Here is a 15,777-nt window from a genome sequence, read left to right as displayed (position 1 = left end):
TCCCTGTCAGCCACAGGCTGTCGCTGTTAATCGAACTGGATACCCTGAGCCAGAGGCAATTCACGCGAGTAATTCACCGTATTGGTCTGACGACGCATATAGCTTTTCCAGACATCAGAGCCGGATTCACGCCCACCGCCAGTTTCTTTCTCACCACCAAAGGCTCCACCAATTTCGGCACCACTCGGACCTATGTTGACATTGGCAATACCGCAATCACTGCCCAAGGCCGACACAAAGGTTTCAGCTTCACGAACATCGGTGGTAAAGATGCAGGAAGACAAACCTTGAGGAACATCGTTGTTCAAGGCAATCGCCTCATCCAGCCCGGTATAACTGATGACATACAAAATAGGCGCGAAGGTTTCCTGACGCATGAGATCGGTTTGCCCTGCCATTTCAACCAGGGCTGGCGAGACATAGTAGGCGTGCGGGTAGCGCTCCGCCAACTGACGCTCACCGCCCGTCACTTGGGCACCTGCGGCTTTCGCAGCCGTCAGTGCCTGCTGCATGGCCTCATACGCATCGGCATCAATCAACGGTCCGACCAGCGCCCCTTCGAGTGGATGACCAATGGATACACCGCTGTAAGCTTTTTTCAGGCGTGCCAGCAGCTCATCCCGGACACTCTCATGTACGATCAGACGGCGCAGTGTGGTACAACGCTGCCCGGCAGTGCCAACAGCAGAAAACAGAATGGCACGCACGGCCATATCCAGATCAGCACTGGGTGCCACAATCATGGCATTGTTGCCTCCCAGTTCCAGGATGCAGCGCCCGAACCGTGCAGCAACCAGTGGTGCAACCTGTCGCCCCATCCGGGTACTGCCAGTAGCACTGATCAATGGAATACGCGCATCTTTCACCAACTGCTCACCGGCATCACGCTCACCCATGATCACCTGACTCAATCCAGTCGGTGCATCCTCACCAAATGCAACCATCGCCTGCTGCAGTAATGACTGACATGCCAGGGCTGTTAAGGGCGTTTTTTCAGACGGCTTCCACACCAGACTGTTACCACAGACCAAAGCCAGCGCAGCATTCCAGGCCCAGGGCGCTACCGGAAAGTTAAATGCGGTAATCAAGCCAATCGGACCCAGCGGATGCCAGGTTTCACGCATATGATGTCCGGGACGCTCTGATGCAATCGTCAAACCAAACAGCTGTCGTGACTGACCTACCGCCAGATCACAGATATCTATCATCTCCTGAACTTCGCCCAGTCCCTCTTGCAGGATTTTGCCGCACTCCCAGGACACCAGCGCACCCAGGTCAGCCTTATGCTGTCGCAACGCTTCACCAAACAAACGTACCAGCTCGCCTCGCCGCGGTGCAGGCACAGCACGCCAGTGCGCAAACGCTTCATGTGCCGCCGCGATCTTGGCTTCCACATCGGTGGCTGAATCAACCTTTACCTGGCCGATCACCTCACCATTCACCGGTGAGGTGACACACAACTCACCGCCCTGCCAGTCCGCTTGCTGGACACCCAAACGCGCCATAATGTCATTAATCATGCTCACTCCTGTCATGTTCAAAGAGGGTTGATCAGAGTATGGGCAGCAGCATCCTCTTTACACAAGCGAGGATTTTGACCAATATCATTCTTTTTTTTCATGACAAAACACTGGGCCAGCGATGAACAAACGCCACCTTCCCTCTCTCACCGCCATGCAATGTTTTGAAGCAGCCGCACGACACATGAGCTTTACCCGGGCCGCTGATGAACTGAGCCTGACCCAAAGTGCGGTGAGCAAGCAGGTCGCCCAGCTGGAAAGCCTGCTGGCACATCCGCTGTTTCGTCGCGTACGCAAACGTCTGCAATTAACCCCGGAAGGCTCGGTCTATTTGACTGAGGTGCGCAAAATACTGTCACAAGTGGAGATGTCGACTCGCTACATGCGCTCCTATGGTACCGATAGCGCCGTGCTGAATGTCGCCACACTGCCAACCTTTGGTGCCCGCTGGCTGATACCGCGTCTGAAGGGTTTTCGTTTCAGCTATCCAGATATCGCTCTGAACATCAGCAATCGCTCGGAACCTTTCGATCTGGAAAAAGAACGTATTGATATCGCATTCTTTTTTGGCCATGGAGCCTGGCCAGGCACGGAATCCATCCGACTCTTCACAGAAGAGGTGGTGCCGGTCTGTGCACCCGAACTGCTGCCACCCACTGGACTGGAAAACCCGATGCAGATCACCCGTCTGGTGTTGATGCAGAATGCCCAACGCCCAGAAGCCTGGCATGAATGGTTTGAAGCCCAGGGGCTGTACACTGAACAAAGCTATCATGGCCCGCGTTTTGACAGTTTTTACATGTTGATTCGTGCCGCGCTGGCAGGCTGCGGTGTCGCACTGGTGCCACGTTTTTTGGCTGCAGAAGAACTGACTGCTGGCACCCTGATTATTCCATCACCTTACGCACTGAAAAGTCAGGATGCCTACTACATGGCTTACCCGGAGCATAAAGCTGAATTGAGCAAAATCCAGCATTTCCGTGCCTGGATAGAAGCCGCCCTGAAAAAGGACCGGTGTTAGCCTCATAAAAAGAATTTTTGGAATGAACATCCTGCGATTTTTCGCTTGAGCCAGACGCTGGACTCTGCTGAGATAGCCCTCAGCATCACCTCTGACTGAAGGAGTCTTCTGTGAGTTATCTGACCCCGGCTCAACTGCGTTCACGTTTTTCCAGTGCCCTGTCGGCCATGTATCGTGACGAAGTCCCCCAGTATCAAACCCTGCTGGACCTGGTTGAACAGGTTAACCAGAAGACACTGCAACAGCAGCCTGATCTGCATCAGGCACTGGCAGCGCGAGGAGAGCTGCCACGTCTGGCGCTGGAACGCCATGGCGCGATCCGTGTGGGCCAGGCCTCGGAACTGGCAATGCTCTGCCGGATCTTTCGTATTATGGGTATGCACCCGGTGGGTTACTATGACCTGTCCGTTGCCGGTGTACCGGTTCATTCCACCGCGTTTCGCCCGATCGAAGCCGACGAGCTGAAACAGAATCCCTTTCGAATTTTCACCTCCCTGTTACGCCTGGAACTGATTGAAGACCCGGCACTGCAAGACTTCGCCACGGAACTGCTCAGCCAGCGCGATATTTTTACCGAACCCTTGAAACAGCTGGTGGTACAGGCAGAGCAACAGGGTGGCCTGTCAGCGGAAGACGCTGAACGTTTTGTATTGGAAGCACTGGAAACCTTTCGCTGGCATGACACCGCCACGGTGACAGCAGAGCGTTATCAAGCCTTGCTGCAACAGCATCGTCTGATAGCGGATGTTCTCTGCTTCCGGGGGCCTCATATCAATCACCTGACACCCCGCACACTCGACATCGATGCTGTACAACGCCTGATGCCTGAATGGGGAATCACTCCCAAGGCCGTCATCGAAGGTCCTCCAGCCCGTCACTGCCCGATCCTGCTGCGTCAGACCAGTTTTCGGGCACTTGAAGAGCCAATACGCTTTCTGGATCAATCACAAGGCCAGCATACCGCCCGCTTTGGTGAAATTGAACAACGCGGTATCGCTCTGACCCCCAAAGGCCGGGCACTCTATGATCAGCTGTTAAATCAGTCTCTGAGCCAGCCACAAAGCCAGGATAACGTGCGTCATCAGCAGCAACTGGCAGACATCTTTACCGCCTTTCCGGATGATGACACAACCCTGCGACGTGAAGGGCTGGCCTATTACCAATATCGTCTGAGCCATGACGCCACAAAGAAAGACCTTTCGGATCATTCGCTTGAACATCTGATTGAGGCAGGCATGGTGCAGGTTGACCCGATTACCTATGAAGATTTCCTGCCCGTCAGTGCTGCCGGTATTTTCCAGTCCAACCTGGGTGATGATGACCGCAGCCTGAATGCAGGCCAGGCACACCAACAGGCTTTTGAAGCGGCACTGGGCTGTCAGGTACAGGACCCTTTTAAGCTTTACGAAGCGCAACAGCAAGCCTCACTGAATGCCTGTCTGGTACAGCTGCAAGCACTGCGCCGCTAGGGTACACTGAAGGGAAAATAACCTGTCGTGAGTTCAGTATGTCCCTGTTTAACCCTGAACAGATTCAAATCGGCATCAGTGCCTGCCTGCTCGGTGAGCAGGTACGCTTTGATGGCGGCCACAAACAATCCCGCTATTGCTTGGATGAGCTGTCACGCGTATTCCACTATCGACCAGTCTGCCCGGAAGTCGCCATAGGCCTCGGCATTCCGCGCAAGACCATTCGTCTGGTGAACCAACAGGGTGATATCCGGGTTAAAGCGACCGATAACAGTTTTGATGTGACCGATCAGTTGGCAGACTTTTCCGCCCGTCAGGCCCAGGCCATGGACTTCATCAGCGGCTATATTGTCTGCGCCAAATCACCCAGCTGTGGCATGGAACGTGTCAAACTCTATGACAGCGAAACCGGCTACAGCGAAAAAGCAGGTGTTGGTCTGTTTACCCAAACCCTGATGAAGACCTGGCCCTTACTGCCAGTGGAAGAAGATGGACGTCTCCACGATCTGGTACTGCGGGAGAACTTTATTACCCGTGTGTTTGCCTACCATGACTGGAAAACCCTGGTTAGTCAGGGACTTAGCCGCCAGGCAATGGTGACATTCCATACCCGCTACAAGTACTTACTGATGGCGCACCATCAGGAAAAATACCGTCAACTGGGACGCCTGATCGCCAACTTCAGTGAAGACCTGCAGGCGGATGCCGATGCCTATTTCACCCTGTTCATGCAAACGCTGATGCATCCAGCCACCCGGCGCAATCACACCAATGTACTGCAACACCTGCAAGGCTTTTTCTCGGACCGGCTGAACAGTCGACAGAAACAGGAGCTGGCCGACAGCATACATAAATACCGAGAAGGCCTGCTGCCACTGCTGGTACCTATCACCCTGATACGTCACTACCTGAATGAATTCGAACAGCCATTTGTGGATCAGCAGGTGTATCTCAACCCGCATCCGGAAGAACTGAAACTGCGCTACGGCTATTAACCGGCCTGGCGCAGCAATTCAGCCGGGCAGACCCGTACGTTGGTAAAACCGGCATCCTGCAGGTTACGGGCCTGCAGCTGGCTCATCACGCCCTTGTCGCAGTAGAGCCAATATTCACGACCGGGATCCAGGGCCTCAAAACCGCTGTGTAAACGGTAAAACGGCATCGCCTGAACCTCTACATCAACCAGCGACAGTGGAGCCTGTGCCACCTCGTCGGGTGCACGTACATCCAGCACCACCACCCGATCATGAAACTGCAACGATCCCGGCAACAGCTCGGGAGCTACCTGACGTGCAGCCAGATCGGCCGGTAACTCGGTAATCGGCTGATACACCGCGTCTGCCAGCGCATCAGCCAACACCGCAGGTGACATCCTGGCTTCCTGAGCTTCTATCTCATGCAGCCTGGCACGGGTGGTCGGACGCTTGCTGATCACAGCACAGTATTCAGGAATTGCTTCAGCATAAACCGCAGCGCCTATCTGTTTTGCCTGGTCCACTATTGCCTGCTTGTTCGTGGTAATCAGCGGTCGCAGAATCAGACGCTCGGTCGCCCGGTCAATCACCTGCAGATTGGTCAGGGTCTGACTGGACACCTGGGAAATCGCCTCACCGGTAATCAGCGCAGTGGTTTTCAAGCGCGCGGCTATACGATCTGCACAACGGATCATAGTGCGTTTCAGCACCACCCCCATCAAGGCATCATCAACCTGAGTCAGTATCTCCTCCACCACACCTTCAAAAGGCACAGTGACAAACTTCACCCGATGCGAACGGCCGTAACGCTGCCACAGGTAGTAAGCCACCTGCTTGACGCCCTCTTCATGTGCGGCACCCCCCAGGCGAAAGAAGATAAAATGGGTATAGATACCACGCTGCAGCATCTGCCAGGTCGCCACACAGGAGTCATAACCACCCGAAATCAGGGTGGCGACATTTTCCTGTGTACCCAGCGGATAACCGCCCATCCCTTCCCGTCGACGACTGACGATAAAAAGACGCTGATGATGTATCTGCAACATCACCTGCACCTCAGGATCTTTCAACCGCACACCGGCATTTTGGGTATGCTGAAACAGATAACCCCCGACATATCGCTCCAGATCAATGGAGCGGAAGTCATGCACACCCGCGCGCTGCACGCGTACAGCAAAGGTTTTACCTGTCAGGCTGTCACCCACAGCCGCCAGCGTCAGTTCACAGATACGATCCTGATCCGGCAGCTCAAATTCCTGTGCTTCCATGAAGTGGTGAATGCCGGGGATACAGGTCAATGCATCGCTGATTTGAGTGGTAATCGATGCAGGCGCATCCGCACCGACTTCAACTTCAAGCAAGTCCCAACATCCACCGACACGTGCAGGCTCCCAGATCTCTTTGACGATCTGACGGATATTCTTTTTCAGCTGCTTGATCTGCTGCTGACGCACCGCACGGCTTTTAATGGTGATTTCAGGGAAGAAACGAATAATATATTTCATGACAGTCTATTGAATCAGCAACCGATCAGGCTTTCTTGACGAATTCGGACTTCAGCTTCATGGGTCCAATACCATCGATCTTGCAATCGATGTCATGATCACCACCTACCAAACGGATATTTTTCACCCGTGTACCGACCTTGACCACCAGCGAAGATCCTTTTACCTTGAGGTCCTTGATCACGGTGACCGTATCACCATCCTGAAGCGGATTGCCGTTCGCATCCCGAATCGACAGGCCGTCTTCCGACGTATCCGCCGTGGCATCTTTAGACCATTCGTGTGCACATTCAGGGCAGACATACATCAGCCCGTCTTCATAGGCATAGCTCGACCCACAGGCCGGGCAATCAGGAAGATTACTCATCAAAGTACCTTGTCTCTGGCAGGAAAAGTGAACCTTGCATAGCGACAAGGCCTTGAAGGCTGCGCATTATGCCAGAAAATGCACAATTTTTCCATGGCTGAAACTGACTGGTCCGATGCCATCGCACGACCTACTCAGACAGCCTGATGCTCCAGACCAGAGGTACTGCTTCCGTGTGACACGTTATTCATCACACTCAAGCCTGCAGCTTTTTCCATAATGCATTCACAATGGGTTTGTTAACCAGCGTACAGCGATACAGGCGCACCTCCAGCGGTGTTTGCCATTCTTCACCTTCACACGCGACCAGGCTTCCCTCGGCCAACTCTCGCTCTATGCAGAGTCGTGGCATCCAGGCAATACCGTTTCCCTGCAAGGCCATGCCTTTCAAGCCTTCAGCCATGGCCGTTTCGTACACGGTTTTCAAGCGCAAACGTATCGGGTGATGTTTTAGCAGCAGCCGCACTGTTCGTCCTAAAAAAGCACCCGATGTATATGACAGAAATGGAATGGGGTCATCAGATGGACTGTTTAAGCTATACAAGGGTTGCCCATCAGGACCAGGTTTGCATACCGGGATCATGGATGTATCGAGCAGATGTATGGATGGAAAAATAACCGGATCCAATTGCAGGGTTGCATAGGAGTCATAATAGACCTGCATCATATCGCATTGGCCATCCCTGAGTGCATGCACAGCATCTTCAACATTCATTGCCACCAGACGAATAGAAATTTCATCCGTCAACTTGCCTAATGAATTCAACCAGTCAGGGAAAAAAGTAAAGGCAAGTGAATGCGCTGCTGCAACCTCTAAAATATCCTGCTGATGTGGGGACAAGCCTCTCAGGCGTGTGATGGTTTCGTGCAGTTGACTCACAACGCTGCGTGCGCTGATCAAAAACAACTGACCTTCAGCCGTCAAGGTGACTGGCGTTCGACTGCGATCAATAAGCTGCACACCCACGGCTTCTTCCAATGACTTGATGCGACGACTAAACGCAGGCTGTGTCACATGCCGTTTATCTGCCGCTTTAGAAAAGCTTTGTGTAGACGCCAGCGCCAGAAAGTCTTCAAGCCAGCGGGTTTCAAAATCCATGGACCCAATCTCACATTATGCATTTATTGCATAATGTATCTGATAATAGCATTGGATTACAGGGCCTGGATTGTACAAGAATGCGCATGCCGTCAGTTGTTGTACGGATTGATACCATCCATTTTGAGAGCCATCATGATCATAGACACGCCGCGCCAGGACGAAATTCTTAAACAGCCACACCGTATCGAAAAAGATTTGCTGGGTTACCTGGCAGTTCCTGCAGAGGCCTACTACGGGGTTCAAACACAACGCGCATTAGAGAATTTTGTGCTGACAGGCGTTCCCCTGGCGCACTTTCCCAAACTGATCATTGGCTTGGCGATGGTCAAAAAGGCTGCAGCATCGGCCAACTTCGACACCGGCCATTTGGAGGCACGGCATTTAGAGGCGATTCACTATGCATGTGACTGCCTGATCAATGGTCAATATCACGAGCAGTTTGTTGTGGATATGATCCAGGGTGGTGCCGGTACATCAACCAATATGAACGCAAACGAAGTGATTGCCAATATTGGTCTGGAATATCTTGGTCATGCAAAAGGCGCATATGAGCATCTGCACCCGAACAACCATGTCAATATGTCCCAATCAACCAATGATGCCTATCCAACGGCCATCCGTGTCGGTTTGCAGTTATCCCATGCCGAGCTGGTCGACAGCCTGGCACTGCTGCAAGAGGCATTCGCAAGCAAGCGCGATGAGTTTCATGATGTCATTAAAATGGGTCGGACGCAGTTACAAGATGCCGTCCCCATGACACTGGGACAAGAGTTTGGCGCCTATGCAACCACCCTGGGTGAAGATATCGAACGTATTGCAGGGATGTATGATTTGCTGCGTGAGGTGAATCTGGGCGGTACGGCGATAGGCACCGGCATCAATGCAGACCCACTTTACGCTGACTTGGCGGTAGCCCACCTGTCCCATGTGTGCGGACACCCGATGCGCTTGGCTGCAGATTTAATTGAAGCAACATCGGACATGGGAGCATTTGTGCTCTTCTCGGGGATGACCAAGCGTCTGGCTATCAAGCTTTCAAAAATCTGCAATGACCTTCGCCTGCTGTCCAGTGGACCACGAACAGGCTTTAACGAAATCAATCTGCCTGCACAGCAGCCAGGTTCTTCGATCATGCCAGGCAAGGTGAACCCGGTAATACCTGAAGCCGTTAATCAGGTCGCCTACCAGGTGGTCGGCAATGATATGGCCATCACCATGGCCGCCGAAAATGGTCAATTGCAATTGAACGTAATGGAGCCACTCATCGCCTACAAGATTCTGGAATCCATGCGCTTGCTGCGACGTGCAATGGATATGTTGCGTGAGCGTTGTGTCGTGGGTATTACCGCTAATCGCGAACGCTGCCTGGATCTGGTCAACCAGTCCATCGGGTTGATTACAGCCTTGAACCCCTACATCGGCTACGATAATGCCACGCGTATTGCCCGGACTGCGCTTGAAACCGGAAAAGGCGTACTGGAACTGGTACGAGAAGAAGGCTTGATTGACGACGCCCTGCTAGAAGAGATCCTCAAGCCAGCCAACATGGTCAATCCACGCCGTTTAATGGTCTGAGCTCAGGTTTTATGCCCTGAATAGAGGAAAGCAGGAACCTGCTTTCCTCTAGCCCTGAAAGCTTCACAAGTATGTTAGCCAAGTCGCTGACGCTGTTTTCGTAACCCACGCAATCCTTCCAGCATCAGCACAACCACTGCCAACCAGATCGCGATATAGGTGGGCCACTCAGCAGCCTGAATAGTCTCGCCGAGCAGCAAAGCTACCAGAAACAGCAATACGGGTTCAACATAGATCAGCAAACCAAACAGGCTAAGGTTCAGATGCGGTGCTGAAAGTGCCTGAAAAGCAAGCGCAAGCGCACTGATCAATCCCAGTCCCAGCACCAGCCACAGCAGATGACTACTGTTACCCAGCTCCGCCAATACCTGCCCACCCTGAAGAATGAAGAACATACTGACCGGCAGACTCAGGGTCATATCAAACCAGAGCCCTCCGATCGTATTGGTATCCGTGACCCGACGCAGCCAGAAATATCCAGGATAACCCAGGCAGATGGCCAGTGTTGGCCAGGTCAGTGTCTGCGACAGCATCAGTTGATTGATGATACCGATCAGCGCAAAGACACAGGCCAGTTGCTGAAAGCGCGACATGCGGTCTTTAAACGCTATCCGGCCGACAATGACCATGCTGATCGGCAACATGAAATAGCCCAGTGACACAGCCAATCCATAGCCATTTACCGGTGCCCACATAAACAGCCATAACTGCACGCCAACCAGAAACGCCGACAGCAGGCGGGTTAACCAGAAATAGCGCTCACGAAACAGACGCTGAAAAATGGTCACGACCTGAGGCCAGTAGCCGCGATACCACATAAATAGCGTCAGGCACGGCAAGGTCAAGCAGATACGCCAGCCATAAATCTCCTCCCCGCCCAACGCGGTCAGCAACGAGGTATAGGCAAACATCAACGCAAAGAAAACAGACGCAATCACATTCAAGGTGACGCCAAGTGCAGTATTGGGGCTAGTGACCATTATGGATTCTTAGTGTAGATTGAACAGAAGGCGGTATTCTATTACGCGTTACCTGATAAAGGTGCCGGATTTAACCCCACAAAATGAGAAAATTTCTCACATGAAGCCTTCAATGACACTGGATAAGTTTGATCATACGCTGCTGGAACTGCTTCAGAAGGACTGCATGATGCCCTTGCGAACACTGGCAGAAACTGTGCACCTGTCCACGGCAACAGTGCAACGACGCATCCAGAAACTCAAGGATTCCGGCTATATTCAAGCACAGGTCGCGGTACTCGATCCGGATAAACTGGGACAGGTCATTACCCTGCTGGTTGAAGTGCATGCCGACAAAACGCAAACAGCGGATCTTGAGCTACTGAAATCCAGATTCTCCGGTCCTGAAGTACAACAATGTTACTACGTGACCGGTGATGCTGACTTCATGCTGGTACTACTGGTACCGAGCATGAGTCGTTTTCAGGAACTCTGTGATCAGCTGTTTCACAGCAATCCAAACGTGAAATGGTTCAGAACCATCGTGGTGCTGGACCGGGTCAAAACAACCCTGAATGTCCTCTAGTGGTGCTCGTCATGCAGCACTTCCAGCCGTCGGGTTGGCCAGTGCAGTGTTGCCGTACGAATCAACATTTTCTCTGCCAGCTCTGGTTGTGCCGCTGCGATCACCTGTGCGGCAAAATCAGCCATAAACTGCGCCTTCAGTTCGGCTCGCGCCTGATCCGGGCCCACTTCATCATAAGGTGCAGATGACAACAGCAAAAAGCCATCATCCGGTATCCTTCCCTGTGCCATATTGGCACGGATAATACCGGCTGCCTTGGCTATAGGATCAGAGAGATTCGGACTGAAAGGCCCGATAATCAGCGCCACATTGGGCGCATGTAAAAAATCAAATCCGCGTCCGACACAGATCATCCATTCACGATGCTCGATATCCAGTTCGCGTTGCAGCTGACGCATTTCAGCAATGTGGCGCAGATTCCCTTCCACCAAAGGCAGCAAATCATAACGAATCTGTGTTGGCATATCGGTAAAAAATCCCTCCAGCCTGACAGGCAGCGTATCGAGATCCTCAACACCTAATTCAGCCAGATCCAGAGATTCACCATCACTGTTATGCAGAATCAGTGCATCCTCATCCGTTTCAAAACCACACACCAACGGGTAAACCGTTTTGTGGCCCTGACCAAAAATAGCCTCTACCTGCTGACGAATCGCCTGCGCATGCGCCATCGCAGCGTCCTTGTCGCAGTTGAATCCGGCACAGCCTCGCGCCCGGTCACCTTTGGAAAAATGGTAGGTAATAATGATCAGTGCCCGATGGCCCTGACGTATGGCATCCATCACCTGACTTTCCAGCAAATCTCCCAGATACGGCCACCCCAGATCAAAAATTCCGCCCAGATTGCGAAACGGGCGGACAATACCCAGCGGGGTCTGGGTGGCATAGGGAAGATGAATACGTCCATCCATACACTTCAGTGCGATGATACGGGTGGGATGTTCTGCCAGATAACGCTGACGCGCCAAAGCATTATCGGGGTCGCAAAACAGGGCTGAATGTGTACGGCTGAGTTCCATCAGCCAGTCAATACGTTGGTCAATCGGTGCGGAATGAATCGCAGTCGGCATCGTTATTATTCTCCGTTGCTGTGAGCCATCAGGCGTAGGTGCCTGACTTCATGCTAACGCAACACAGAGATTTTCGATACATCCAGCGCTATATATGGCATACATGGCAGGTGCGTCGTACTAGCCCCCTACTAATGTGATCAAGTGCTAATGGGATCGGATATATCTGACACGCCGTGAACCCGTCCCTGGGGGCTCCAGTGCGCCTTCCATGGCGCACAGGGTCAGGCATATCCGATCCCATCAGCCCTTTTCAACCTGAGTGCCAGCATACAGTCGATTTGGTACAGGACTATGGGCGGGGTGGTGGTATCGCTTTGGAGTGACCGTCAGCCGCCATGGACGGCGGCTGCCGAGCGGTCAAGGATGACGAAAAGCGTGTCACACCAAAGCGATACCACTACCCAGCGTGGCACCCTGAGGGCACAGAAAGAGCAAGGAATGCAGAAATCAGGACATCAGTGACGCCTGGGCTGCTGTTCCCGCTGCAGTATCTGTTCAGCATCCAGCGATGCTATCGGGATAGCGGTATTCACAGGTATCTCACCCTGAAGTTGTAAGGCCTGATAACGCAGCACACAGACGCGTAGAAACGAGGTGAAGTTGCCCAGATCGTGTCCGGCATCGATCGATTCATGATACAGACGGGTGATGAGTTGAGGGGTTTGCATACCATCACGCAGGGCAATTTCTTCCAGCAGTTTCCAGAAATAGTTTTCCATCCGCACACTGGTCACCATGCCATCAATACGCAATGAATGCGTGCAGCTTTTCCATAAAGCCGGATCGGCGTTAATGAATAATCGACACATACCCCCTCTCCTCTTCAATACCCGCTTACTGCAACAGTTTCTGGAACTGCGCCAGCCAATCAGGATGTGCTGGCCAGGCCGGTGCAGTCACCAGATTGCCATCAGTCACCGCTGCATCAACCGGAATATCGGCATATTCACCGCCACAGGCTTCCACTTCAGGACTGCAGGCCGGATACGCAGAACAGCGTCTGCCTGTTAACACTTTAGCAGCTGCAAGCAATTGCGCACCATGACAGATAGCTGCAACCGGCTTGCCCGCTTCAAAAAAGTGCTGAACCTTGCTGATAACCTCTGGATTGAGGCGCAAATATTCCGGTGCACGGCCGCCTGGAATCACCAGGGCATCATAATCGCTGGCCTGAATTTCGCTGAAACTGGCATTCAGGGTAAAGCGATGACCGGGTTTTTCACTGTAGGTCTGATCACCTTCAAAATCGTGAATCGCTGTAGCGATACTGTCACCGGCTTTTTTATCGGGGCACACTGCATGGACCTGATGCCCAAACGCCTGCAATGCCTGAAATGGCACCATGGTTTCATAGTCTTCAGTGAAATCGCCGGTAATCATCAATATTTTCTTGCTCATGCTGGGCCTCCTTATCGTTATTACCCAAGTCGATCATGGCACAGCTGAAAACCTCAGGGGTATTACCGGAATACTACCCATCCCTTTTACCTGTTTTTTGCAGGGTTGAAGCCTTGACTGGAATTCAGTAGTATTTTTATTAATTGAACGTTCAATCAAGGAAAAATATGCCTATTGTCGGTGTTCAGGAAACCCGTAAACAGCAGCTGATTGATGCCGCACTGGCATCGATTGCGGAGCTGGGTTTGCAAAAAACCACCATCATTACCATCAGCCAACGGGCCGGGTTGTCATCTGGCATCATCAGTCATTATTTCGGTGGTAAACAGGGGTTGATCGAAGCGGCATTGCGTCATTTGCTGGAACGCCTGGGGCGCGCATATGTGGAAAAAATCCAGCAAACCGATGGCTCTCCCATCGCGCGTATTCATTGCATTATCGAAGCCAACTTCACCGAGTTTCAGCGTTCCGAACTGGCTGCCAGAACCTGGTTAAGCTTCTGGGCACGATCCATGCACGAGCCGGGATTAAAGCGCCTGCAACAAATTAACAATGCACGCCTGTGCAGCAATCTGCGCTACGCCTTCATGCAGTCCATGAACCGCGAGCAAGCACAGGACGCAGCTCGCCAGACAGCCGCGATGATTGATGGCTTCTGGCTTCGCAGCGCCCTGAGCGCGGACCCGGAAGAAAATTTTGCCACGGGTGAAACGCTCTGCAAAACCTTTGCACTCAGCCTGTTAGCTCATTAAAGGAGTCTCAGATGTCACTGCCTCGTTATCAGAACTATGTACACGGTCGCCCGCTGGCCAATCAGAGCGGTGAAACCTTTCCGGTGATCAATCCCGGGACAGGTGAAGTGATCTATGAGATGGAAGTCGCCGATGAAAGCATTCAGCAGGCGGCCATCGACAGCGCACAGCAAGGGTTTGCCACCTGGTCTGCCATGAGTGGCATGCAGCGAGGGCGTATCTTGATGAAGGCCGTCGCGCTGCTTCGGGAGCGCAATGATGCGCTGGCGGCTATAGAGGTACAGGATACGGGTAAGCCCTGGCAGGAAGCGGTCGCTGTAGATGTTGTGACCGGTGCGGATTCAATTGAATTTTTTGCAGGTCTGGCAGCTTCCATTGAGGGTAACCAGCAAGACCTCGGTGGTGATTTCTACTACACCCGTCGCGAACCGCTGGGCATTTGTGCCGGGATTGGTGCCTGGAACTATCCGCTGCAGATTGCCTGCTGGAAATCAGCACCGGCATTGGCGTGCGGTAACAGCATGATTTTCAAACCGTCTGAAGAAACACCTCTGGGCGCTCTGAAACTGGCCGAAATCTTTACTGAAGCCGGACTGCCAGACGGCGTATTCAATGTCGTTCAGGGTGATGGCCGGGTTGGCGCCTGGTTAACCCATCATCCCCGGATTGCCAAAGTCTCCTTTACCGGTGAAGTCGGTACCGGACAGAAAGTCATGGCAGCTGCCGCCAGTTCCTTGAAAGAAGTCACCATGGAGCTGGGTGGCAAGTCACCGTTGATTATTTTCGAAGATGCCGACCTGGAGAACGCTGTTTCTGCCGCCATGCTGGGTAACTTTTATACTCAGGGCGAGATCTGTACCAACGGTACCCGGGTTTTTATCCATGAATCCCTGAAAACAGCCTTTTTACAACGCCTGTTAGCGCGTACGCGTGACAATATCAAACTGGGCGATCCCATGCTGCCGGACACCAATTTTGGTGCCCTGATTTCGGCCAAACATCGTGAAAAAGTACTCGACTATATTCGTCTGGGTGTGGAGGAAGGGGCTACTTTGTTGCAAGGTGGTCAGGCCGCCAGTCCGGCATCAGCCCCGGGTGGTTTTTTTGTAGAACCCACTATTTTCAGTGACTGCCAGGATGAGATGACTATCTGCCGGGAAGAGATTTTTGGCCCGGTCATGTCTGTACTGACCTTCACCGACGAAGACGAGGTTATTGCCCGCGCCAACAGAACCGACACAGGATTGGCTGCCGGTGTCTTTACCCGGGACATTCGCCGAGCACATCGCGTCATCCACCAGTTGCAGGCCGGTATCTGCTGGATCAACAGTTACGGCGCATCGCCCGCTGAAATGCCGGTCGGCGGCTATAAGCTCTCGGGTATAGGTCGTGAAAATGGTCGTGTCACACTGGACCATTACACTCAACTCAAAGCTGTATATGTCGGCATGACCGACCTGGAGAGTCCATTTTGAG

General features: G+C 52.7%; 15 protein-coding genes. 7 read left to right on the top strand and 8 right to left on the bottom strand.

Translation table 11 applies throughout. The features are described 5' to 3' along the window. Window positions 1-26 precede the first annotated feature (26 nt). Window positions 27-1,520: an L-piperidine-6-carboxylate dehydrogenase gene (gene amaB, locus ADINL_RS14625; RefSeq protein ID WP_036549699.1), complete on the bottom strand. Its 1,494-nt coding sequence runs from the start codon at window positions 1,518-1,520 to the stop codon at window positions 27-29. Window positions 1,521-1,641: 121 nt separating this feature from the next. Here amaB and gcvA point away from each other — a divergent pair, with 121 nt between their 5' ends. From gcvA to ADINL_RS14610, 3 genes are all read left to right on the top strand, one after another. Further along, window positions 1,642-2,541 (top strand): transcriptional regulator GcvA, encoded by a 900-nt coding sequence (gene gcvA / locus ADINL_RS14620; RefSeq protein WP_036549696.1) that lies wholly within the window; start codon window positions 1,642-1,644, stop codon window positions 2,539-2,541. Window positions 2,542-2,651: 110 nt separating this feature from the next. Next, complete coding sequence (gene hglS, locus ADINL_RS14615) at window positions 2,652-4,010, top strand: 2-oxoadipate dioxygenase/decarboxylase HglS (protein WP_036549693.1); 1,359 nt, start codon at window positions 2,652-2,654, stop codon at window positions 4,008-4,010. Window positions 4,011-4,048: 38 nt separating this feature from the next. Further along, window positions 4,049-5,005, top strand: a complete 957-nt coding sequence (locus ADINL_RS14610; protein ID WP_036549690.1) for a YbgA family protein — start codon at window positions 4,049-4,051, stop codon at window positions 5,003-5,005. On the opposite strand, the gene thiI is transcribed toward ADINL_RS14610, so the two are convergent. The 3 genes from thiI to ADINL_RS14595 all read right to left on the bottom strand — a co-directional run bounded on the left by thiI (window position 5,002) and on the right by ADINL_RS14595 (window position 7,955). Continuing rightward, window positions 5,002-6,489: a tRNA uracil 4-sulfurtransferase ThiI gene (thiI, locus tag ADINL_RS14605; RefSeq protein ID WP_036549686.1), complete on the bottom strand. Its 1,488-nt coding sequence runs from the start codon at window positions 6,487-6,489 to the stop codon at window positions 5,002-5,004. The two genes, ADINL_RS14610 and thiI, sit on opposite strands and share 4 nt — an antisense overlap. Before the next feature lie 25 nt (window positions 6,490-6,514). Continuing rightward, window positions 6,515-6,856 carry a zinc ribbon domain-containing protein YjdM gene (locus ADINL_RS14600; protein WP_036549685.1) on the bottom strand — a complete coding sequence of 114 codons (342 nt, stop codon included), beginning with the start codon at window positions 6,854-6,856 and terminating at the stop codon, window positions 6,515-6,517. A gap of 196 nt (window positions 6,857-7,052) precedes the next feature. Then, complete coding sequence (locus ADINL_RS14595) at window positions 7,053-7,955, bottom strand: LysR substrate-binding domain-containing protein (protein ID WP_036549683.1); 903 nt, start codon at window positions 7,953-7,955, stop codon at window positions 7,053-7,055. A gap of 135 nt (window positions 7,956-8,090) precedes the next feature. Between ADINL_RS14595 and ADINL_RS14590 the strand changes: the two genes are divergently transcribed. After that, on the top strand, window positions 8,091-9,533 hold the full coding sequence (locus ADINL_RS14590) for an aspartate ammonia-lyase (RefSeq protein WP_051632864.1): 1,443 nt from the start codon (window positions 8,091-8,093) through the stop codon (window positions 9,531-9,533). Between the two features lie 74 nt (window positions 9,534-9,607). Here the strand turns inward: ADINL_RS14590 and rarD are convergent, their stop codons facing one another. After that, a complete protein-coding gene (gene rarD, locus ADINL_RS14585) occupies window positions 9,608-10,513 on the bottom strand; it encodes an EamA family transporter RarD (protein ID WP_036549681.1) in 906 nt (301 codons plus the stop codon). A gap of 112 nt (window positions 10,514-10,625) precedes the next feature. Here rarD and ADINL_RS14580 point away from each other — a divergent pair, with 112 nt between their 5' ends. After that, window positions 10,626-11,078: an Lrp/AsnC family transcriptional regulator gene (locus ADINL_RS14580; protein WP_036549677.1), complete on the top strand. Its 453-nt coding sequence runs from the start codon at window positions 10,626-10,628 to the stop codon at window positions 11,076-11,078. Here the strand turns inward: ADINL_RS14580 and ADINL_RS14575 are convergent. The 3 genes from ADINL_RS14575 to ADINL_RS14565 all read right to left on the bottom strand — a co-directional run bounded on the left by ADINL_RS14575 (window position 11,075) and on the right by ADINL_RS14565 (window position 13,549). After that, window positions 11,075-12,148: a carboxysome shell carbonic anhydrase domain-containg protein gene (locus ADINL_RS14575; RefSeq protein WP_036549675.1), complete on the bottom strand. Its 1,074-nt coding sequence runs from the start codon at window positions 12,146-12,148 to the stop codon at window positions 11,075-11,077. The two genes, ADINL_RS14580 and ADINL_RS14575, sit on opposite strands and share 4 nt — an antisense overlap. Before the next feature lie 458 nt (window positions 12,149-12,606). Next, complete coding sequence (locus ADINL_RS14570) at window positions 12,607-12,960, bottom strand: ribbon-helix-helix domain-containing protein (RefSeq protein ID WP_036549672.1); 354 nt, start codon at window positions 12,958-12,960, stop codon at window positions 12,607-12,609. A gap of 25 nt (window positions 12,961-12,985) precedes the next feature. Then, a complete protein-coding gene (locus ADINL_RS14565; protein WP_036549670.1) occupies window positions 12,986-13,549 on the bottom strand; it encodes a DJ-1/PfpI family protein in 564 nt (187 codons plus the stop codon). 167 nt (window positions 13,550-13,716) lie between these two features. Between ADINL_RS14565 and betI the strand changes: the two genes are divergently transcribed. After that, window positions 13,717-14,301: a transcriptional regulator BetI gene (gene betI / locus ADINL_RS14560; RefSeq protein ID WP_036549667.1), complete on the top strand. Its 585-nt coding sequence runs from the start codon at window positions 13,717-13,719 to the stop codon at window positions 14,299-14,301. Window positions 14,302-14,312: 11 nt separating this feature from the next. After that, on the top strand, window positions 14,313-15,776 hold the full coding sequence (betB, locus tag ADINL_RS14555; protein WP_036549665.1) for a betaine-aldehyde dehydrogenase: 1,464 nt from the start codon (window positions 14,313-14,315) through the stop codon (window positions 15,774-15,776). The last annotated feature ends 1 nt before the right edge of the window (window position 15,777 follow it).

The organism is Nitrincola lacisaponensis, assembly GCF_000691225.1.
Classification (GTDB): domain Bacteria; phylum Pseudomonadota; class Gammaproteobacteria; order Pseudomonadales; family Balneatricaceae; genus Nitrincola; species Nitrincola lacisaponensis.
This window is presented reverse-complemented; position numbering and strand designations above follow the sequence as displayed.

What these genes read in the sequence shown, in the direction of transcription:
- betI (WP_036549667.1), top strand. Translation starts at nt 13,717, where the DNA reads ATGCCTATTGTCGGTGTTCAGGAAACCCGTAAACAGCAGCTGATTGAT.
- amaB (WP_036549699.1), bottom strand. Translation starts at nt 1,520, where the DNA reads ATGATTAATGACATTATGGCGCGTTTGGGTGTCCAGCAAGCGGACTGG.
- betB (WP_036549665.1), top strand. Translation starts at nt 14,313, where the DNA reads ATGTCACTGCCTCGTTATCAGAACTATGTACACGGTCGCCCGCTGGCC.
- ADINL_RS14610 (WP_036549690.1), top strand. Translation starts at nt 4,049, where the DNA reads ATGTCCCTGTTTAACCCTGAACAGATTCAAATCGGCATCAGTGCCTGC.
- ADINL_RS14580 (WP_036549677.1), top strand. Translation starts at nt 10,626, where the DNA reads ATGACACTGGATAAGTTTGATCATACGCTGCTGGAACTGCTTCAGAAG.
- ADINL_RS14600 (WP_036549685.1), bottom strand. Translation starts at nt 6,856, where the DNA reads ATGAGTAATCTTCCTGATTGCCCGGCCTGTGGGTCGAGCTATGCCTAT.
- ADINL_RS14570 (WP_036549672.1), bottom strand. Translation starts at nt 12,960, where the DNA reads ATGTGTCGATTATTCATTAACGCCGATCCGGCTTTATGGAAAAGCTGC.
- ADINL_RS14595 (WP_036549683.1), bottom strand. Translation starts at nt 7,955, where the DNA reads ATGGATTTTGAAACCCGCTGGCTTGAAGACTTTCTGGCGCTGGCGTCT.
- thiI (WP_036549686.1), bottom strand. Translation starts at nt 6,489, where the DNA reads ATGAAATATATTATTCGTTTCTTCCCTGAAATCACCATTAAAAGCCGT.
- rarD (WP_036549681.1), bottom strand. Translation starts at nt 10,513, where the DNA reads ATGGTCACTAGCCCCAATACTGCACTTGGCGTCACCTTGAATGTGATT.
- ADINL_RS14565 (WP_036549670.1), bottom strand. Translation starts at nt 13,549, where the DNA reads ATGAGCAAGAAAATATTGATGATTACCGGCGATTTCACTGAAGACTAT.
- ADINL_RS14575 (WP_036549675.1), bottom strand. Translation starts at nt 12,148, where the DNA reads ATGCCGACTGCGATTCATTCCGCACCGATTGACCAACGTATTGACTGG.
- gcvA (WP_036549696.1), top strand. Translation starts at nt 1,642, where the DNA reads ATGAACAAACGCCACCTTCCCTCTCTCACCGCCATGCAATGTTTTGAA.
- ADINL_RS14590 (WP_051632864.1), top strand. Translation starts at nt 8,091, where the DNA reads ATGATCATAGACACGCCGCGCCAGGACGAAATTCTTAAACAGCCACAC.